The 19,276-nt window shown below is 68.9% G+C and carries 18 protein-coding genes and 4 tRNA genes; 13 read left to right on the top strand and 9 right to left on the bottom strand.

The genetic code is table 11. The annotated features are described in order from the left end of the window. Positions 1 to 27: 27 nt before the first annotated feature. Positions 28 to 102: transfer RNA gene (locus ASG71_RS09385), tRNA-Pro, on the bottom strand. A gap of 131 nt (positions 103 to 233) precedes the next feature. On the opposite strand from ASG71_RS09385, the gene ASG71_RS09380 reads away from it, so the two are divergent. Further along, positions 234 to 304 (top strand) — tRNA-Gly (locus ASG71_RS09380). 57 nt (positions 305 to 361) lie between these two features. Here ASG71_RS09380 and ASG71_RS09375 read toward each other — a convergent pair. The 3 genes from ASG71_RS09375 to ASG71_RS09365 form a co-directional block, all read right to left on the bottom strand. Beyond that, positions 362 to 1,309 carry an Fpg/Nei family DNA glycosylase gene (locus tag ASG71_RS09375; protein WP_056738343.1) on the bottom strand — a complete coding sequence of 316 codons (948 nt, stop codon included), beginning with the start codon at positions 1,307 to 1,309 and terminating at the stop codon, positions 362 to 364. Further along, a complete protein-coding gene (locus tag ASG71_RS09370; RefSeq protein ID WP_056738342.1) occupies positions 1,309 to 1,803 on the bottom strand; it encodes a ribose-5-phosphate isomerase in 495 nt (164 codons plus the stop codon). Before ASG71_RS09370 ends, ASG71_RS09375 begins: the two co-directional genes overlap by 1 nt. A 67-nt stretch (positions 1,804 to 1,870) precedes the next feature. After that, positions 1,871 to 2,878: a hypothetical protein gene (locus ASG71_RS09365; RefSeq protein WP_056738341.1), complete on the bottom strand. Its 1,008-nt coding sequence runs from the start codon at positions 2,876 to 2,878 to the stop codon at positions 1,871 to 1,873. Positions 2,879 to 3,022: 144 nt separating this feature from the next. On the opposite strand from ASG71_RS09365, the gene pepN reads away from it, so the two are divergent. Further along, a complete protein-coding gene (gene pepN / locus ASG71_RS09360; protein WP_056738340.1) occupies positions 3,023 to 5,575 on the top strand; it encodes an aminopeptidase N in 2,553 nt (850 codons plus the stop codon). 107 nt (positions 5,576 to 5,682) lie between these two features. Next, entirely contained in the window at positions 5,683 to 6,171 is a 489-nt protein-coding gene (locus ASG71_RS09355; RefSeq protein WP_056738339.1) for an OsmC family protein, read from the top strand. On the opposite strand, the gene ASG71_RS09350 is transcribed toward ASG71_RS09355, so the two are convergent. Further along, on the bottom strand, positions 6,168 to 7,235 hold the full coding sequence (locus ASG71_RS09350; RefSeq protein WP_056738338.1) for an NAD-dependent epimerase/dehydratase family protein: 1,068 nt from the start codon (positions 7,233 to 7,235) through the stop codon (positions 6,168 to 6,170). The genes ASG71_RS09355 and ASG71_RS09350 overlap by 4 nt on opposite strands. Before the next feature lie 88 nt (positions 7,236 to 7,323). On the opposite strand from ASG71_RS09350, the gene ASG71_RS09345 reads away from it, so the two are divergent. Both ASG71_RS09345 and ASG71_RS09340 read left to right on the top strand, forming a co-directional pair. Continuing rightward, positions 7,324 to 7,980, top strand: a complete 657-nt coding sequence (locus ASG71_RS09345) for a mechanosensitive ion channel family protein (protein ID WP_056738337.1) — start codon at positions 7,324 to 7,326, stop codon at positions 7,978 to 7,980. A 1-nt stretch (position 7,981) separates the two neighbouring features. Beyond that, positions 7,982 to 8,440, top strand: a complete 459-nt coding sequence (locus ASG71_RS09340; RefSeq protein WP_056738336.1) for a globin — start codon at positions 7,982 to 7,984, stop codon at positions 8,438 to 8,440. A 131-nt stretch (positions 8,441 to 8,571) separates the two neighbouring features. On the opposite strand, the gene ASG71_RS09335 is transcribed toward ASG71_RS09340, so the two are convergent. After that, positions 8,572 to 9,231: a hypothetical protein gene (locus tag ASG71_RS09335; protein ID WP_056738335.1), complete on the bottom strand. Its 660-nt coding sequence runs from the start codon at positions 9,229 to 9,231 to the stop codon at positions 8,572 to 8,574. Positions 9,232 to 9,294: 63 nt separating this feature from the next. On the opposite strand from ASG71_RS09335, the gene tesB reads away from it, so the two are divergent. Beyond that, positions 9,295 to 10,275, top strand: a complete 981-nt coding sequence (tesB, locus tag ASG71_RS09330) for an acyl-CoA thioesterase II (protein WP_056738334.1) — start codon at positions 9,295 to 9,297, stop codon at positions 10,273 to 10,275. Positions 10,276 to 10,355: 80 nt separating this feature from the next. On the opposite strand, the gene ettA is transcribed toward tesB, so the two are convergent. Together ettA and ASG71_RS09320 are read right to left on the bottom strand one after the other, a co-directional pair. Next, on the bottom strand, positions 10,356 to 12,038 hold the full coding sequence (gene ettA, locus ASG71_RS09325; protein WP_056738333.1) for an energy-dependent translational throttle protein EttA: 1,683 nt from the start codon (positions 12,036 to 12,038) through the stop codon (positions 10,356 to 10,358). A 121-nt stretch (positions 12,039 to 12,159) separates the two neighbouring features. Continuing rightward, positions 12,160 to 12,693 (bottom strand): single-stranded DNA-binding protein, encoded by a 534-nt coding sequence (locus ASG71_RS09320; protein ID WP_056738332.1) that lies wholly within the window; start codon positions 12,691 to 12,693, stop codon positions 12,160 to 12,162. Positions 12,694 to 12,892: 199 nt separating this feature from the next. On the opposite strand from ASG71_RS09320, the gene ASG71_RS09315 reads away from it, so the two are divergent. Together ASG71_RS09315 and ASG71_RS09310 are read left to right on the top strand one after the other, a co-directional pair. Then, a tRNA-Arg gene (locus ASG71_RS09315) sits at positions 12,893 to 12,965 on the top strand. A 205-nt stretch (positions 12,966 to 13,170) separates the two neighbouring features. Continuing rightward, the gene (locus ASG71_RS09310; protein ID WP_056738331.1) at positions 13,171 to 13,674 is read left to right on the top strand and encodes a lipopolysaccharide assembly LapA domain-containing protein; all 504 of its coding nucleotides are present in this window, start codon (positions 13,171 to 13,173) and stop codon (positions 13,672 to 13,674) included. A 151-nt stretch (positions 13,675 to 13,825) separates the two neighbouring features. Here the strand turns inward: ASG71_RS09310 and mptB are convergent, their stop codons facing one another. Continuing rightward, positions 13,826 to 15,391 (bottom strand): polyprenol phosphomannose-dependent alpha 1,6 mannosyltransferase MptB, encoded by a 1,566-nt coding sequence (gene mptB / locus ASG71_RS09305; protein WP_056738330.1) that lies wholly within the window; start codon positions 15,389 to 15,391, stop codon positions 13,826 to 13,828. A 157-nt stretch (positions 15,392 to 15,548) separates the two neighbouring features. On the opposite strand from mptB, the gene orn reads away from it, so the two are divergent. From orn to ASG71_RS09280, 5 genes are all read left to right on the top strand, one after another. Then, entirely contained in the window at positions 15,549 to 16,196 is a 648-nt protein-coding gene (gene orn, locus ASG71_RS09300; protein ID WP_082574987.1) for an oligoribonuclease, read from the top strand. Between the two features lie 131 nt (positions 16,197 to 16,327). Then, a tRNA-His gene (locus ASG71_RS09295) sits at positions 16,328 to 16,400 on the top strand. A 103-nt stretch (positions 16,401 to 16,503) separates the two neighbouring features. Continuing rightward, positions 16,504 to 17,658, top strand: a complete 1,155-nt coding sequence (locus tag ASG71_RS09290) for an acyl-CoA dehydrogenase family protein (RefSeq protein ID WP_056738329.1) — start codon at positions 16,504 to 16,506, stop codon at positions 17,656 to 17,658. Positions 17,659 to 17,688: 30 nt separating this feature from the next. Next, positions 17,689 to 18,261, top strand: coding sequence for a peptide deformylase (gene def / locus ASG71_RS09285; protein ID WP_056738328.1), 573 nt, complete (start codon positions 17,689 to 17,691; stop codon positions 18,259 to 18,261). Between the two features lie 44 nt (positions 18,262 to 18,305). Continuing rightward, entirely contained in the window at positions 18,306 to 19,268 is a 963-nt protein-coding gene (locus ASG71_RS09280) for a 1-phosphofructokinase family hexose kinase (RefSeq protein WP_056738327.1), read from the top strand. Positions 19,269 to 19,276: the final 8 nt, after the last annotated feature.

Genomic DNA, 19,276 nt, shown 5'->3' with positions numbered 1-19,276 from the left:
GCCACTATCGACGGCATTGCTGCAGAGTCGGGGTGACAGGATTTGAACCTGCGACTTCCTGCTCCCAAAGCAGGCGCTCTAGCCAAGCTGAGCTACACCCCGTAAGTGCACAGAACAGTCTACGGTCATACTGTGGCGATTTGCACATTTGACACTGGGGGCCTGCATTGGGTTTAGTTGTATCCGGCTTCAACAGCCGCCCGGAAATTTCGCTGAACTTCCAGCGTATTCCCGGGGACGTAGCTTAATGGTAAAGCCTCAGTCTTCCAAACTGATTACGCGGGTTCGATTCCCGTCGTCCCCTCTCGAATATGACGAAGAAGGCCCCTCTCCGGAGGGGCCTTCTTCGTACCCGGTCGCTTCAGGCCCGTTGGCAGGCGGGGCACCAGTAGAGCTTCCGGGCGGCGTGCTCGGCCAGCGCCACCGTCCCGCCGCAGTCACGGCACTCCAGGCCGTGCCGGCGGTAGACGAAGTGCGCGTCCCCCGGCTCCGGCAGGGTCCCGGCGGAGCGGGCTCCCAGGCCGCCATCGCCTACGACGCCGGTTCCCCCGGCGCGGGCCGAGGTCCAGTAGCGCGGCGCGGTCGTGACGATCCGGCCGTCGCGGACGCCATCGGACATCACGGCAACCGTGTCGTCCCAGAGCCGGCCGGCCGCCTCCGCGTCCAGGGCGGTACCCGGCAGCAAAGGATCCAGCCGCTGCCGGAACAGCAGTTCGGCCCGGTAGACGTTGCCGACGCCGGCAATCACCTTCTGGTCCATCAGCAGCCTCGCCAGCGGGCTGCGTTTTGCCGCCAGCGCGGCGATGAAGCCGTCCCGGTCCCCCGGAAGATTCCGCAGCGGATCCGGCCCCAGCCGGGCAGTGACCGCTTCGGCCTCTGCTTCGGTCAACGTCTCGCAGGTGGTTGCCCCGCGCAGGTCCGCCCAGCCGTGTGCACTGGCCAGCCGCACCCGCACGGCGCCCACGGGGGCTGGCGGGCCGGCATACACGGATTCCGGGCCAGGTCCGCCGGAGACCTCCCGCTCCCCTACCCGGCGCGGCGCGCCGATGCTGGACGCGCCGCGGAAGTGCGCGTCCCCGCCGAAGTCCCAGGCCCCGTACAGCCCCAGGTGGACGTGCAGGACCAGACCGTGGTCGAACGTGAGGAAGAGGTGTTTTCCGTGGGCGGCGGAGGCGGTCAGGACGTGTCCGTCCAGCAGCGCCGCGCCCTGGGCGAAGCGGCCCTGCGGGCTCGTGACCGCGAGCCGTTCGGCCACGAAGACGTCGGCGAACTGGCGCGCCAGCCGGTGGATCGAATGCCCCTCCGGCACTACTCGACTACCTCGCCGGTGGCCTCGTAGGTGGCGATCTTGCCGATCCGGCGCACGTGGCGTTCGTCGTTGCTGAACGGCTCGGCGAGGAAGGCCTCGATAATGGCGGTGGCCTCCTCGACACTGTGCTGCCGGCCGCCGACGGCGACGACGTTGGCGTCGTTGTGCTCCCGGGCCAGCTTGGCGGTGGAGAGGTTCCAGGCCAGCGCGGCGCGGACGCCCTTGACCTTGTTGGCCGCGATCTGCTCGCCGTTGCCGGACCCGCCCAGCACGATCCCCAGCGCCGCGGTGCCGGCTTCCTGGTCGGCGATGACGGCGCGGGCGGCGTTGATGCAGAACGACGGGTAGTCATCCTGGGCGTCGTAGGTCTTCGGTCCGTGATCGAGGACTTCGTAGCCCTTGGCCCGGAGGTGGCCCACCAGGTGGGCGCTCAGCTCCATGCCGGCGTGGTCGGTGGCGATGTGGACGCGCGGGAATTCCGGTGCAGTGGTCACGGCAGATCCGTTCTGTGGGGCGCCGGCGGGCTCGCCGGCGCGGCTGATCAGGCTCCTGACAAGCCTACTAGGGCCGAACCGGGGGCGCCCCGCCGTCGCGGCGTGCCCGGGCCGCGACCCGGGTGAGCACCTGCGCCACATTGTCCGCCGTCGCCGGGCTGCCGCCGCTGACCGCCAGCCGGTGGCCGTCGGAACGGGCGACGACGACGGCGGGGCCGCTGCTGACCAGCATCGCCGTCGTGCCGCCGTGGTGCCGGTAGCCCCAGCCGCCATAGTCCGCGGCTTTGACCAGCTCGGGGACGGCCGTTTCGATGGCGGCAGCGGGGACGTCCATGACCGGCACGACGCCGGCCGCGAATACCCGCAACCCGGTGCGGTCCACCCTGACCCGGGCGAAGAGGAACACCGCGGCGACGACTGCCACGGCCACCAGCAGCACGGCCAGCCAGGGCACAGCGATCGTGAGCAGCGCCGCGGGGAACAGCGTGGCGATGCCCAGCATCACGAACACGGAACTGCGGGCGTGGACCCACAGGCTGATGGAGTCGCGGGCCAGCTCGGGGTCCAACTCGCGTTCCAGCGCCTCCCGGACGGCCCGCTCATCGTCAGCGGACCACCGCTCGTCCGCCTTGAAGACAAGTCCCATCACCACCCCCAGGCCGAGGGCGGCGCCGCTGCCCATCGCCAGCACCGCCACGTCGACCCGGGAGCCCCGGGCGTCGGGCAAGCCCAGCTGGCCGACGAGCATGGCCGCCAGCACGGTGGTGACGAAGAGACTCACCGCCAGCCCGGCCCCCATCATGAAGCGGCGCATCAGTGCCGGACGGGATAACGGGACCGCCTGCAGCAGCAGCGCCCAGCCAACGACCACGATCAGGGCCGCCCCGATCGCCACGACGGCACCGAAGGGCGCGAAGTCGGCGGCGCCGGCGTCGGTCCAGCGGACTGCCAGCGGTTCGGGCAGGTCCGGCCGGATCAGCAGGGCGCACCCGACGAAGGCGGCTGCCAGCACCACCGGGAACCCGACGGCGAAGCGCAGGGCCCGGACGTCGGCGGAGTCGCGGATCTTTCCCATAGCTCCAACGCTACCCCTGCCGCAGCCGCCGGGAGGGACACGCTGTGACGGAGGCAACTTGCCAAGGCGGAGAAGCGTGAAAGAATAATTTCACAGTATTGTTTCCACCGTTCCCACCACTCCTGGAGGCACCTCTTGCCCGGTATGAACCTCACGCGCGCCGAAGCCCGCGAGCGCGCCGCACTGATCGCCGTCGACTCCTATGACGTCAGCCTCGACCTGACCCGGGGCGAGAAAGTCTTCGGCTCCACCACCGCAGTGAAGTTCTCGGCCACGCCGGGGTCCTCGACCTTCATCGACGCCGTGACCGACACGGTGCACAGCGTGACGCTCAACGGCCGCGAACTCGATCCCGCCGCCGTCTCCGACGGGATCCGCATCCAGCTGCCGGACCTCGCCGCCGAGAACGAGCTGGTGGTGGTCGCCGATGCACCGTACATGAACACCGGCGAGGGGCTGCACCGCTTCGTGGATCCGGTGGACAACGAGGTTTACCTCTACACCCAATTCGAGGTACCGGATTCCCGGCGGATGTTCGCCGTGTTCGAGCAGCCCGACCTCAAGGCCAGCTTCACGTTCACTGTCACCGCCCCCTCGCACTGGGATGTCGTGTCCAACTCCCCCACGCCCGTGCCGGCCGAAACCACCCCCGGCGAAGACGGCGGCGCCCGGTCGGTCTGGACGTTCGCGCCGACCCCGCGGCTGTCCTCCTACGTCACCGCGCTGATCGCCGGACCGTACCAGTCGGTCCGCAGCGAAGTAGTCTCCGCCGACGGGAAGGTCACCCCACTGGGCGTCTTCGCCCGGAAGTCGCTCATGCAGTACCTCGACGCGGACAACATCTTCGAACTCACCCGCCAGGGCTTCGAGTTTTTCGAGGCCCAGTTCGGCTGCCCGTACCCGTTCGAGAAGTACGACCAGCTGTTCGTGCCCGAATTCAATGCCGGGGCGATGGAAAACGCCGGCGCGGTCACCATCCTTGAGGGCTACGTGTTCCGCAGCAAGGTCACCGACGCGCAGGTCGAACGCCGCGCCATCACCGTGCTGCACGAACTGGCGCACATGTGGTTCGGCGACCTCGTCACCATGCGCTGGTGGAACGACCTGTGGCTCAACGAGTCCTTCGCCGAGTACATGTCCCACCTCGCAGCCGTTGAGAACACGAAATTCGACCACGCCTGGACCACCTTCGCCTCGGTGGAGAAGTCCTGGGCCTACCGCCAGGACCAGCTGCCCACCACCCACCCGATCTTCGCCGAGATCAACGACCTGCAGGACGTCGAGGTGAACTTCGACGGCATCACCTACGCCAAGGGCGCCTCGGTGCTGCGGCAACTGGTGGCCTGGGTGGGACCGGAGGAGTTCATGGCCGGGGTGCGGGAGTACTTCCGCAAGCACTCCTGGCAGAACACCGAACTGGCCGACCTGATGGTCGAGCTGGAGAAGGCCAGCGGCCGCGACCTGGACCACTGGGGCCGGCTCTGGCTGGAGACCGCCGGGGTGAACACGCTGAAGCCGGAACTGTCGGTCGGTGAGGACGGCACGATTACCTCCTTCGCGATCCTGCAGTCCGCCACCGAGGCGCAGCCGACGATCCGGCCGCACCGGCTCGCGGTGGGCTTCTACAACCTCGACGGTGCGGGAAAGCTCGAGCGGGTGCACCGCGAGGAGCTCGACGTCGACGGCGAGCGCACCGACGTTCCGGCCCTGGCCGGCATGGCGCAGCCGGACCTCGTCCTGCTCAACGATGACGACCTGGCCTACGCCAAGGTCCGGCTGGATCCGAAGTCCCTGGCCACCGCCACGGCACACCTGAAGGACTTCGGCCAGAGCCTGCCCCGCACGCTCGTCTGGGGTTCGGCATGGGACGCTGCGCGCGACGGCGAAACCCCGGCCCGCGGCTACGTGGAGCTGATCCTGGCCAACATCGCCGAGGAGACGGACTCCTCGGTGATCCTGGTCCAGCTCCGCCAGCTCGCCACCACGCTGAACTTCTACGTCGCCGCGGAGCACAAGGAGGCCACCGCGACCGCAGCCGCCGACCGGCTGTGGGAGCTGGCCTCCCGCGTCCCGGCCGGGTCCGACGCGCAGCTGCAGTTCGTGAAGTCCTACGCCCTGCTGGCCCGCAGCGCCGGACAGCTGGACACCGTTGCCGGGCTGCTGGACGGCTCGGTCGAGCTGGCCGGGCTCGCCGTCGACCAGGACCTGCGCTGGGAGCTGATCACGTCCCTCGTCGCCGGCGGCCGCGCCGGCCAGGAGGCGATCGACGCCGAGCTGGAGCACGACAACACCGCCACCGGCCAGAACGCCGCCGCCCTGGCCAAGGCAGCCATCCCCACGGCCGAGGCGAAGGCCGCGGCCTGGGAGTCGATCGTGGTCAAGGGCGAACTGTCCAACGCCCTGCAGGGCTCGGCCGTGGCCGGGTTCACCCGGGTGCTGGACACCTCCCTGCTGGAGCCTTTCGCCGAAAAGTACTTCGAGGCCGTCCCGGGAATCGTCCGGGACCGCACCCACGCGCTGGCCCAGCAGATCGTCGTCGGGCTCTACCCGGCCCAGCTGACCACCCAGGCCACGGTGGACCGCACGGACCAGTTCCTGGCCACCCTGCCGGAGGAGAGCGCCGCGCTGCGCCGCATGATGCTGGAGAACCGCGACGGCGTCGTCCGCGCGCTGCGCGCCCGCGCTGCCGACGTCTAGGACGCACCCAGCGGCAGGCGGCGCTCACCGGCACCGCCGGCCCCCAGGACCCCGGCACCGTCTGACGGTGCCGGGGTCCTGCGTTTTAGCGCGGCTAGACTGGCGCCATGGGCCTTGACGAACACCGCTATTCCCTGCTGGTGCGCTGGACCGGCAACACCGGCAGCGGCACCTCCTCCTACCGGGGTTACTCCCGGGACCACGACATCGAGATCCCCGGGCTGCCGGTCCTGAAGGGCTCCGCAGACCCCACCTTCCACGGCGACCGGCAGCGGTACAACCCGGAGCAGCTGCTCCTCGCCGCGCTCTCGCAGTGCCACATGCTCTCTTTCCTGCACGTTGCCGTGAAGCACGGCGTCGTGGTCACCGGGTACGAGGATCATGCCGAGGGCCTGATGCGCACCAACCGGGACGGCAGCGGCCAGTTTGAGTCCGTCACGCTCCGGCCAAAGGTCACCACTGCGTCCGCCGTGGCCGCGGACCTGACGGAGGAACTGCACCGCGGGGCGAACGCGGTCTGCTTCATTGCCCGGAGCGTGAACTTCCCGGTGCGGCATGAGGCGTCGGCGGCGGTGGCTCCGGGCCCGGCCGCTTAGCCGGACGCAGCCCCCGACGCAGCCCCGGCCCGGAACTCCCGCAGCAACCGGTGCTCGGTGTCCGGGCTGAGACCGGCCTTGCGTTCCCGGTCCAGTCCGCGGCGCCGCTCGTCGGCCAGACTGTCCGCCAGCGTCCGGGGCCACGGCCGCAACTGCAGCCCGGCGGCGCGGGCGGCGGCATTGCTGCGGGTTGTGAATCCCTCGTGGCCCGGCGGAAGCCACAGCGGCAGCGAGTCCGGGCCCGCCCAGTAATTCACGCCGCGGGCGGCCAGCCAGTCAGAGGGGGCGGCAACGACGCGTGCGGTTTCCCCGGCGCTTGCCCCGGAGGGCTCCCCGGCGGCTTCGCCGGCTGCTTCCCCCGCCAGCCGCCGCGACTCTTCAAGGTAGGCGGCGAACGGCACAGGTTCGCCGACGGCGTTCAGCGTCCCGGTCACACCCTGTTCCGCCGCTGTCAGCAGCCAGGCGGCCAGGTCCCGGACGTCGATGATCTGGGTCGAAGCAGCCGGAATGTCCGGCACGAGGACCGGCCCGGGATCGCGGGCGAAGCGGGCCGGCCAGTAGCCGTAGCGGTCCGATTCGTCGCCGGGCCCGCCGATCAGCCCCGGCCGGCACAGGTGCGCCTTCTCCCCTGCCAAGTCCATGGTCAGGCGTTCGATTGCGGACTTCGCCGCGCCGTAGTTCTCCATCGTCGCCGGGGTCCCGGCGGGCAAGGGCGGCAGGACGGCGTCATCCTCCGCCGTGCCGGGGACCGAAGGATCCGCATAAACCGAACAGCTCGAGACGAAGGTCCAGTGGCGGGCCAGGCCTGCGAGCGCTTCGAGCGCATCCTGCGCCTCGCCCGGGTCCCGGGCGACGTCGATGACGGCGTCCCACTCCCCCGCGTGGACGGCCCCGGCGTAGGCGGCCGGACCCTGTGAACGGTCCGCCTGCAGCCAGCTGGCGCCGTCCGGCGGCGCCGACCGGGTGCCGCGGGCCAGGCACATGACGTCGTGTCCGGCGGCGACGGCCTGCCGGGCGATTTCGGCTGACAGGAAAGCGGTGCCGCCAAGGACCAGGATGCGCATGGGGCAACGCTACGGCGCTAATCTGGAAAGTGAACAGAGTCTTATGCGCCCGGCGAACGCGGGCGCGCCGAAGGAGCAACCCGCGCAGATGTACAGCCTGACCACCGCCGAGCCCATCACGCCTCCGGACATATCCGCCGTCAACCTGCCCGGTGTGCTGATCAGCATCGGCGTCGGGGTGGCTGTCTGGCTGGTGGCGTCGTTCGTGATCGCCGGCATCACCAAGCGGGTGGCCGCCGGCACCACGTTCTTCAAGAAGCCGCACTTCCGCTGGGTGGCGCCGGCGCTGCGGGCACTGGACCACCAGCGGCGCGAACAGCGTGCCAACACCATCGGCTCGCTGCTCAGCAGCGTCGTCAGTGTGCTCGTCGTCGTCATCACGGTGATGTACGTCCTGCAGAACCTGAACGTCAATATCGCCCCGCTGCTGACCAGCGTGGGCATCCTGGGCGTGGCAATCGGCTTTGGCGCCCAGCAGCTGATCCGCGACTTCCTCGCCGGGATTTTCATCACCATTGAAGACCAGTACGGCATCGGCGACGTCATCGAGACCTCCGAAGTGGTGGGGACTGTGGAGTCGATGGGACTGCGCATCACCCGGGTCCGCGCCGAGGACGGCACCGTCTGGTACCTGCGCAACGGCGAGATCCTGCGGGTCGGCAACCGCTCCCAGGGCACGTACGTCCCCCTCAACGACCCGGCGGACGACGCCGGGGCCGCACCCCAGCAACAGGCCGGAGAATGACATGACCATCCCCAACGCCGGTGAGCCCCGGCAGCCCAAACAGCTGATGCAGAACGATCCGTTCAGCCGCCCCGGGTACACGGACAACTTCTACGACGCCGTGGGCGGGCACGAGACCTTCGTGAAGCTGATCGATGTGTTTTACGACGGCGTCGCGACGGACCCGCTGCTGCGGCCTATGTACCCCGAGGAGGATCTGGGCCCGGCCAAGCGCCGCTTCCTGATGTTCCTGGAACAGTACTGGGGCGGTCCGACGACCTACAGCCAGGAGCGCGGCCACCCGCGTCTGCGGATGCGCCACATGCCCTTCCGGGTCACGCCGGAGGCCAAGGATGCCTGGCTGCACCACATGCGCACCGCCGTGGACGCACTGGACCTGCCGCCGCTCTACGAGGGCACGCTCTGGGACTACATGGAGCGGGCGGCGCTCTCGATGGTCAACAGCCCCTCCGAGGCCTAGGAGCGCACCACGCCGGACATGGAAAGACCCCGGAGGCACTTGGGGGAATGCCTCCGGGGTCTTTCTGCGTTCAGAATACCCGGTCGGGTATGCAGCTCGCAAGTGCCGCGTGGGCGTGGCCCGGCGGCGTCCTACAGCCCCGAGCCGGCGCGGACCAGGATGTGTCCGCGGCTGCTGCTGAGCCGGAACCACCGGCCGGCACGGAAAAGCCCCTGCTCTCCGTCGGCCAGGAAACCCAGGGCCAGCGCGGCGAAGGCCGCCCCGGCAGGCAGCCCGCCGGCGCCGTCGAGGGGCCGGCCCCAGACGGTGGCCCGGGCGTTGTTCACCAGCAGCGCTCCCGGTTTGTCCGGGATGATGCCGGCAATCTCGGCGATCCCGGCGTCCGCAGCCTGGCGCAGGACTGCGTCAGGCAGGGCCCCGAGCGCCTCCCAGCCTGACCGCGGGGCTCCGACGCCGGCCCAGGATTCGGCGACGGTCACCGGCGGCACGGGGAGGTCGACGTCGCCGGCACCGGCGCGCGCAAGCCGGTCCAGCACGGCGGACAGCGGAACGGTGACGTCGAGGTCCGCGGGTTCGGCCAGCGCCATCGTCCGCAGCCCCAGGATGGTCGGTGTCGACTCCCCCAGCAGCCGGGGCCGGAGCACGCACACGTAGGCGGCCAGGACCGGGCCGGCGGCGTTCAGCCTGATGGCGCCGTCGTCGATGGACTTGGCGCGGGTCGCGAAGGTGCGCAGGTCGGCGAGGTCTTGGGGATCGCTGAACCGCAGGGACTGGGTGAGGAGGTCAGACACAATCCCGACTTTACCGGCTGCGCCTCTTTTGAGCCTTGCCGGGGCGCCGTCTAGAGTCGTTGCATGACTGAAGCCGACGCCGGATTGCAGGCGATGCCCACCGAGGATCCCACCACCTCGCTCATCCAACTCCTGACCCTCGGCGAACTGGAGGGCGCCCGGACGGACGAGGACATTTTCATGGGCCCCTCGCAGAAGCAGCCCCGGCAGCGCGTCTTCGGCGGACAGGTCCTGGCGCAGTCGCTGGTGGCGGCCGGCCGGACCGTGCCCGACGGGCGCGGCGTGCACTCCATGCACGGCTATTTCCTCCGCCCCGGCGACGCCAACCAGCCGATCACCTTCGGCGTGCAGCGGCTGCGTGACGGCCGCTCCTTTTCCGCGCGCCGGGTGCACGCCTACCAGGAGGGCATGCCGATCCTGTCGATGATCGCGTCCTTCCAGGACGAGGATGAAGGGATCGAGCACCAGAGCGAGATGCCGGAGGGGATCCCGGACCCGGAGTCGCTGCCGAGCACGGCCGACCTGCTGGGCAAGTACGACCATCCGGTGGCCCGGCACTGGGCGTATGAACGGCCCTTCGATATCCGCCACGTGGACCCGGCCCTGTATGTCTCGGCGAAGGGGTCCAGGGACGCGCGCAATGCCGTCTGGATGAGGACCTTCGGGCCGATGCCGGACGATCCGCAGCTGCACCGCGCGGCCCTGGCCTACGCCAGCGACTACACCCTGCTTGAGTCGGTCCTCCGCCGGCATGGCCTGAGCTGGATCACCCCGGGCATGTCCGTCGCCAGCCTCGACCACGCCATGTGGTGGCACCGGCCGGTCCGCGTTGACGAATGGCTGCTCTACGTCCAGGAGTCGCCGAGCGCCCAGGGCGCCCGCGGCCTGGCGACAGGCAGGATTTTCAGCCGCGACGGCCGGCACGTGGCGACCGTCGCGCAGGAGGGGATGATCCGGGTGCCGACCGACCTCAAGCACAAGGTCAAGGGCGCCGTCCAGACCAAGGTCCTGCAGCACCAGATGCGCAAGGCCGACCGCGGCTGACGCGGCACGCAAAAAGGGCCGGCTTCCCATTCGGGAAGCCGGCCCTTTTTGGTGCGTGCGGCCCTGCCGCGCGGCCGAACCTAGTCGCGGGTGAGGCGGCGGTGGGTCACGCGGTGCGGCTTGGCCGCGTCGGGGCCGAGGCGCTCGATCTTGTTCTCCTCGTAGGATTCGAAGTTGCCCTCGAACCAGTACCACTTGGAGGGGTTCTCCTCGTCACCTTCGTAGGCGAGGATGTGGGTGGCCACCCGGTCCAGGAACCAGCGGTCGTGCGAGACGACGACGGCGCAGCCGGGGAACTCCAGCAGCGCGTTCTCGAGGCTGCTGAGCGTTTCGACGTCGAGGTCGTTGGTCGGTTCGTCGAGCAGCAGCAGATTGCCGCCCTGCTTGAGGGTCAGGGCCAGGTTCAGGCGGTTGCGCTCACCACCGGAGAGCACGCCGGCCTTCTTCTGCTGGTCCGGGCCTTTGAAGCCGAAGGCGGCCACGTAGGCGCGGGACGGCATCTCGACCTGGCCGACCTGGATGAAGTCCAGTCCGTCGGAGACGACCTCCCACAGCGTCTTGTTCGGGTCGATGCCGCCGCGGCTCTGGTCCGCGTAGGAGATCTTGACCGAGTCGCCGATCTTCAGCTCGCCGCCGTCGAGGGGTTCCAGACCGACGATGGTCTTGAAGAGCGTGGTCTTGCCGACGCCGTTCGGGCCGATGACGCCGACGATGCCGTTGCGCGGCAGCGAGAAGGACAGGCCGTCGATCAGGGTGCGGTCCTCAAAGCCCTTCTGCAGGTTCTTGGCTTCGAGCACCAGGCCGCCGAGGCGGGGTCCCGGCGGGATCTGGATCTCTTCGAAGTCCAGCTTGCGGGTGCGGTCAGCTTCCGCCGCCATCTCCTCGTAGCGGGCCAGACGGGCCTTCGACTTGGTCTGGCGGCCCTTGGCGTTGGAGCGGACCCACTCAAGTTCCTCGGCGAGGCGCTTGGCCTGCTTGGCGTCCTTCTTGCCCTGGATCTCCAGGCGGGCGCGCTTCTTCTCGAGGTACGTGGAGTAGTTGCCCTCGTACGGGTAGAGGTGGCCGCGGTCCACTTCGGCGATCCATTCGGCCACGTGGTCCAGGAAGTACCGGTCGTGGGTGACGGCCAGGACGGCGCCGGGGTACGAGGAGAGGTGCTGTTCGAGCCACAGCACACTCTCGGCGTCCAAGTGGTTGGTGGGCTCGTCGAGCAGCAGCAGGTCCGGCTTCTGCAGCAGCAGCTTGCAGAGCGCGACACGGCGGCGTTCACCACCGGAGAGCAACGTGACGTCGGCGTCGGCCGGCGGGCAACGCAGGGCGTCCATGGCCTGCTCGAGCTGGGAGTCGAGGTCCCACGCGTCCGCGGCGTCGATGGCTTCCTGGAGCTGACCCATCTCCTCAAGGAGTGCGTCGTAGTCCGCGTCCGGGCTGGCCATCTCTTCGGAGATCTCGTTGAAGCGCTGGATCTTGCCGTAGATCTCGCCGACGCCTTCCTGGACGTTGCCCAGAACGGTCTTCTCCTCGTTCAGCGGGGGTTCCTGCAGCAGGATGCCCACCGAGTAGCCGGGGCTCAGCCGGGCTTCACCGTTGGAGGGCGTGTCCAGGCCGGCCATGATCTTGAGAATGGTGGACTTACCGGCACCGTTCGGGCCAACAACACCAATCTTGGCCCCCGGGAAGAAGGACATGCTCACGTCGTCGAGGATAAGTTTTTCGCCAACGGCCTTACGGGCCTTGGTCATTGTGTAGATAAATTCCGCCATGCCTACAAATCTAGTGGCTTGGCGGCGATAACTCACATTCCCTGCCCGGGTCAGCCCCGCCAGCCCCCGGTCCCGCTCCGTCGCGCCCCGCCGGCCGTCGGCGGCCCCTTCGACGATGGACTCAGGCCGCGGTTTCCTTCAACTCCCCCGTTTCCGCGTCGAAGTCCGGTTCGTCGTCAGCGCTGTCGCCGCTTTCCGCCTCGCCGGCGGCAGAAAAGTCACGGTAGGGGTCGTCCGGGTCGGGGCCGCCGTCGTTCCGCTCGGGCCCAGCCGCATCCTGGGCGGCCGCCGGATTGTGGCCCACGTTGCGGGTGTAATTCGCAGACCCCCACATCAGGTCGTGCCCTACCGACTCGGCGTCGATGTCCACCGCGTGGTGGACCCGGCCGTCGGTTTCCCAACTGCGCAGTTTGAGCCGGCCGACGACGATGATTCGCTGGCCCTTCTTAATGCTGCAGCCCATGTTGCCTGCGAGCTGGCGGTACCCCTGCACGGTGAACCAGTTGACGTGTCCGTCCACCCAGGCGTTGGCCGTCCGGTCGTAACGCCGCTCGGTTGAACCCATCCGGAAGGAGGCAGTGGCCACGCCGCCCGGCGTCGTCGAACTTTTGATGTCGGTGGCGACGAAGCCACGGACCGTGATGCTGTCATTCATTGGTCTGTCCTGTCTCTGAGTTGTTCACTGGCTCATCCAGCGTCGCCCCCGGACGGGAGTTGGGGCAGGCAGGGACGCCGCTATGTGGAAAACCACCGCAGTGCCACCTCGGGCACGCCGGCCGCCCGCCTTCCTCCCCGCGCCCGGCACTGTAAACTTCTTGAGGCGTCTCCGGCAGCAGTCCGGGGAGCGGCCACGTGCCCCAGTAGCTCAGGGGATAGAGCAGCGGCCTTCTAATCCGCCGGTCGGGGGTTCGATTCCCTCCTGGGGCACAGCGCGCGGTTCTGGCCGGCGGCTTTTCGCCGGCCAGGGCCGCTTTTTCGTCGGCGGGCGCCTCCGCGCCGGCACTCAGGGCCCAACCAACAACCCGTCCGCCGCCTTCGCATCCAAAATCATCAGTACCCTTAGGATTGACGTAACAAGCGGGGCACGTGGTCAGCTCGCCCGTCCCGCAGCGATCCGAAAGGTATGGCCGCAATGACTCAGACACCCCGGGAATACGATCCCCAGGAGCCGGTTGACGGCTCGAACGCGCAGTACCCGATGGCGGGCGATGCCTCGACCGGACCCGTCGACACCGGTTACATGGGCGGCGCCCCTGCAGCCACCTCCGGACAGGCGCTCGGCACCCCCACCGACGCCGTAGCTGCGTCCCGCGGCGAGGCGCCGGGGCCGGCGGCGTCCGGGACCTCCACTCCAGCCCCGGAGGCCCGCACGGTCACCCGAGCGGGAATGGTCTGGGTTGCGGTCGCCAGCGCACTCGTGGTGCTGGTGCTGCTGATCGTCTTCATCCTGCAGAACCAGGTCTATGTGCAGGTGGCGTTCTTCGGCTTGGAAGGCTCTGTCCCGCTGGGTATCGCCCTCTTCATCGCCGCCGTCGGCGGTGGCGTGCTGGTGGCCATCGCGGGTGCCGCCCGCATCATCCAGCTGCGCCGGGCCGCCCATCGCCAGCGGATCAGCCAGGCCGCACGGACGCGGTAGCGCACCCGACGTCCGGCTGCAACGGGCCGTCCGCGGTGAAAGCCACCAGGTGTTCGCCGCGGGCGGCCCACCGCGCTTCGTCCACCTGCGGGGAACCGGCTGAGCCCGCTGTCGCGGAAGGAAGCGCTGCGGCCCCGGCCGGCGCCGGGGGTCAGATCACCGGGCGGGTGGTGACCGGTTCGGAGGGCTTGCTGAACAGCTGCTTGGTCTTGGGATCCAGGAAGATCAGGTACAGGGCGAACAGCAGGGCGATGATGGCGGCGGCGTTGCGGGCCAGCGCGAGCGCCAGGCCGAGGTCTTCGGTCTGCAGGTAGGGGAAGACTTCCAGCTGGTCCGAGATGGCGTACACCATGAAGAAGGACACCAGGAAGTACACGGCCTTGACCTGCCAGTCGTCCCGGATGCCGGTGACGGCGAAGAGCGGGATCAGCCAGACGACGTACCAGGACTGGATCATCGGCGCCAGGAACACGACGGCGGCGAAGGCCAGCGTGAGCCGCCGCATCAGGCGGTCGTAGTCACCCCGGAAGATCTGCCACGCGACGATCCCGAGCGCCAGCAGCTTCCCGGCGTCGTAGACCCATTTGGCTACGCCCCAGCCGTCCAGGCTGAAGGCGTTCAGGATCGAGGCGACGATCAGGCCCAGCAGGCCCACCGGCGCGTACCAGATCCAGATGCTGCCCGGGGCCGAGAGCCCGTTGATCCAGCCGAAGCCGAACCCGTTGACCAGGCTCATGGCGTACAGCAGCGCGAGGCTGATGCCGGCAGTCAGCGCCCAGAAAACGAACTTTCGCGGCCAGCCGGCGTTCTTGCCGGCCCACAGGAGCCCGATGAAGGGCAGGAAGACGATCGTGATCGGCTTGACCGAGATGGACAGGGTCACGAGCACCAGGCCCAGAAGCACGCGTTTGGTGGCGCAGTAGTAGAGACCGGCCAGGGCCAGCCCGATCATCAGGGCATCGTTATGGACGCTCGCGATGAAGTTGGTCAGGAACAGCGGGTTGGCGGCGGTCAGCCACAGCGCCCGGTGCGGGTTGACGCCGTGGAGGTCGGCCAGCTTGGGCACGTAAATGACGCACAGCACGATGCCGATCAGGGCGGCAAGGCGGAACAGCATGATGCTGGCCTCGGGATGGACGTTCGTGGACCAGACCACGAACTGTTCGATCCAGAGAAAGAGCTGGCCGTACGGCACGGGAGCCTCGGTCCACATCTTGTCCGCGCCCAGCTGGAAATAGTTGGACAGCGCGGAGATGCCGTTCTCGTACGGGTTGAACCCCTCCACCATGAGTCGGCCCTGGCCGATGTAGGCGTACACGTCGCGGCTGAACAGCGGCACCGAAACCATCATCGGCAGCCCCCACGCGGCCACGGCCGCCAGGGTCGCCTTGCGCGCGCCGGTACCCCAGACACGGACCCGTTGCCCCAGCCGGAGCCAGGCGCGGACCAGCAGCATCCCGCCGACCGCCAGCAGCACAATGCTCAGGGCGACGCCCACCGCCTCGGTCCGCATCCAGATGAACAGCGGAACCCGCCGCAGCTCGGAAACCGGAGCCAGCCAGCCGACGCCGAGGGAGCCGATGGCCATGAAGACCGAGCCCACGAATCCGGCCAGGATCGGCGACCGGGCGTTGTCGACCTCTGCAACGGACGACGCCGGAGAGGTGCGTGAGGTACCGGCAGCCGTTCCCCCCGCCGCAGGTACAGGCGCCGTCATCTCAGGGTCGTCCAATCTGTAGTTGGGGGTTGGTTCGTCCCGCGGCCCGCCGCCACGGCGGCCACGGGGCACGCCGCGGGAGGAAAAAATAGAGGGCCGCGTCCCCGAAATCCTAGCACCGGACCGCTCAACGACGGCGGAACGGTAGGCTGGGCGGGTGCCTATATCTAACGAACGCATCGTGTGGATCGACTGCGAAATGACCGGCCTGGATTCCAAGAACGACGCCCTCATCGAGGTGGCGGCCCTGGTGACGGACTCTGAACTGAACATCCTTGGCGACGGCGTCGACGTCGTCATCAAACCGGACGACGCCGCCCTCGCCCAAATGAACGACTTCGTGCGCGATATGCACACCCGGTCCGGGCTGCTCGCGGAACTTCCCCACGGCAAGACCATGGCCGAGGCACAGGCGCTCGTGCTCGACTACATCAAGAAGTGGGTGCCGGACCCGAAGAAGGCACCGCTGGGCGGCAACTCCGTCGGCACCGACCGCGTGTTCCTGGTCCGCGACATGCCGGAACTGGTCGAGCACCTGCACTACCGCGTGATCGATGTGAGCACCATCAAGGAGCTCTCACGGCGCTGGTACGCCCGCGCCTACTTCCAGTCCCCCGCGAAGCTCGGCGGCCACCGCGCCCTGGGCGACATCAAGGACTCCATCGACGAGCTGCGCTACTACCGGGAAGCCGTCTTTGTCCCCGCACCGGGGCCGGACAGCGCCACCGCCCAGCGGATCGCCAAGTCCATCATGGCGCCGGCCGACGCAGCCGACGACGCCCCGGCCACCTCATCGGCGGAGTAATCTCCACCACGTTTGGGGAAAATTTCGGCGAATTCCGCCAAAGTGGCAAAACCACCCCCGAACAGCAGGTAAGCTATTTGTCGTTGCCTTAGCAGCCCGCCGGTTCGCCGGAGGGTCCAGCAGGGCACATGGTGGGCGTAGCTCAGTTGGCAGAGCGCCTGGTTGTGGTCCAGGAGGTCGCGGGTTCAACCCCCGTCGCTCACCCTCACCAAGGACGGCACATTGTCCGACCTTGCCAAAGGCCGCACCGGTTATCCGGTGCGGCCTTTGTTGTCTGTCCAGTCGTCCGTGCAGGGAAGGATCCGCCATGAAACGCCGGCTCTTTGAAGAAGACCACGAGATGTTCCGCGAGATGGCCGCGGAGTTCAACACCCGCGCCGTCGCCCCGCACTACAGCCAGTGGGACCAGGACCACATGATCTCCCGCGGATTGTGGACGGCCGCCGGCGAGCAGGGCCTGCTGGGCCTCGCCGTGCCGGAGGAATTCGGCGGCCTGGGCATGAACGACTACCGCTTCCGCGCCGTACTGGATGAAGAGTTCGCCAGGAGCAACCACCTCGCCGTGGGCCTGGCCCTCCACCTGCACGATGACATGGTCCTCCCCCACCTGCTGGCCTACGGCTCCGAGGACCTGAAATCCCGCTGGCTGCCCGGCATGGTCTCCGGCGAGACCGTCACCTCGGTCGCGTGGACCGAACCGGGGGCGGGGTCGGACCTTCGCGGCATCCGCACCAAGGCAGTGCGCGACGGCGATGACTGGCTGATCAGCGGCCAGAAGACCTTCATCGGCAACGGAATCTCCGGCGACGCGTCCCTGGTCCTGGCCCGCACCGACGGCGGCACCGGACGCGGAAACCACGACTCCTTCTCCCTCTTCATGGTCCGCAAGGGCGAGGGCTACAGCACCGGCAAACAGCTGGACAAGATGGGCCTGAAGGCCTCCGACACCGCAGAGCTGTTCTTCGACAACGTGCGCGTGCCGCACGCGGACCTGGTCGGCGAGGAAGGCAAGGGCCTCCAGTACGCGGCCGCACAGTTGCCGCAGGGCCGGCTGGCGATCGCGGTGGCGGCGTCCGCCGTCGTCCGCGCCGTCTACGAGGCGACCGTCGCGTACACCAAGGACCGCAACGCCTTCGGCGAGCGGATCATCGATTTCCAGCACAGCCGCTTCGAGCTGGCCGACATCCTGACCGAGGTCGAAGTCACGGAGAGCTACGTGGACCAGGCGATCCTGGCCTTCAACGCCGGCGAGCTGGACGCGGCATCCGCGGCCCGGGCCAAACTGTGGGCCTCGGAGCGGGCCAAGTCCGTCACCGACCGCTGCCTGCAGCTGCACGGCGGCTACGGCTACATCATGGAATACCCGGTCGCGCAGGCCTATCTCGCCGCCCGCCTGCTCACCATCTTCGGCGGCACCAACGAAATCATGCGCGACGTCGTCGGCCGCACCATCGCCGGTTAACCAGCCGCCGACCCGCAGCAAAGGAAACCCATGACAGTCCTTCCCATCACCATCTGGGGCGAACCCGTCCTGCACCGCCGGGCCGCCGAGGTCGAAGTCTTCGACGACGCCCTCCGCACCCTGATCGCGGACATGTTCGAGACCAACGACGCCGCCAACGGCGTCGGACTCGCCGCTCCGCAGGTGGGGGTGGGCAAGCGGCTGTTTGTCTACAAGTACGCGAACGACGACGGCGCGCCGCCGTCCGGCGTGGTCGTCAACCCGGTGCTGACCCTCTCGAAGGTTTCCGGCGCGCTGCCGGACCCGGATGAGGAGGTCGAGGGCTGCCTGTCCTTTCCGGGCGGCCAGTACCCGCTCAAACGGGCGGAGTGGGCCCGGGTCCAGGGCTTTGACGGGGACGGCAAACCGGTGGACTTCGAGGCGACCGGCTGGTTCGCCCGGGTGATGCAGCACGAGTACGACCACCTCGACGGCAAGCTCTACGTCAACCGGCTGATGGACCGCTACTCCCGCAAGGCGATGAAGCAGGCCAAGAAGAGCGGCTGGGGCGTCCCCGGGCTGACCTGGATGCCGGGCGTGGACCCGGATCCGTTCGGCCACTAAGGAGGCCTGCGACACCGGCCGCCAGGACTCCTATGCTTGGGCCCATGGAAGCCACCGCAGCGGCGAAGCCGATCCTCACGCTCACCGTCAACCCGGCCCTGGACATCAGCACCACCACCGAGACGGTCTCCAGCGGGCACAAGCTGCGCTGCGGGCCGAGCCGGCTGGATCCGGGCGGCGGCGGCGTGAACGTAGCCCGGGTGGTGCAGCGGCTCGGCGGGCGTCCGCTGGCCATTTACACCGCGGGCGGACCCACCGGGGAAGCCTACCGGCGCCTGATCGAAGCCGAACGGCTTCCGTCCCTCGTGGTCCCCGTCCAGGGCAGCACCCGTCAGGACTTCACGGTTGACGAGACCAGCACCGGGGAACAGTTCCGCTTCGTGCTGCAAGGCCCGGAGTTGAGCGAACCGGAGTGGCGCCTGTGCCTGGCGCTCGTGGCGGACACCATCCAGCCGGGCGGCTACGTCGTCGCCAGCGGGAGCCTGCCGCCGGGGGTACCGGAGGACTTCTACGCCCAGGTGGCCCGGCTGGCGCGGGAACAGGGCGCACGCTGCGTGGTCGATGCCTCCGGCCCTGCCCTCGCCGCGGCCCTCGCCGAGGGGGTCTTCCTGATCAAACCCAGCCGGCGGGAGCTCGGGCTGCACTTCGGCACGGTCCTGGACAGCGAGCAAAGTGAACTCGACGCCGCGATGGCTTTGGTGGCCGACGGGACCGCCGAGCACGTTGCGCTGACCCTCGGCGGGCAGGGCGCGGTGCTGGCCTCGAGGGAAGGTACCCTGCGGCTGGCGGTGCCGCAGGTGCGGGTGCGGAGCACGGTCGGCGCGGGCGACAGCTTCCTGGCCGCGTTCGTGCTCCGGCTGGCGCAGGGCAGGCCCCTGCCGGAGGCGTTCCGCTCCGCGGTCGCGGCCGGCAGCGCGACGGTCACCACGGTGGCCACGGAGCTCTGCCACCGGGAGGACGTCGAGCGGCTGGAGGCCGAACTCGCGGCCCAGGACTTCGGGGCCTGAGCGGGGAA

The organism is Arthrobacter sp. Soil763, assembly GCF_001428365.1.
In the GTDB taxonomy this organism is placed as follows: Bacteria; Actinomycetota; Actinomycetes; order Actinomycetales; family Micrococcaceae; genus Arthrobacter.
The sequence above is the reverse complement of the archived record's forward strand: the minus strand, read 5'-3'. Positions and strand labels throughout refer to the sequence as shown.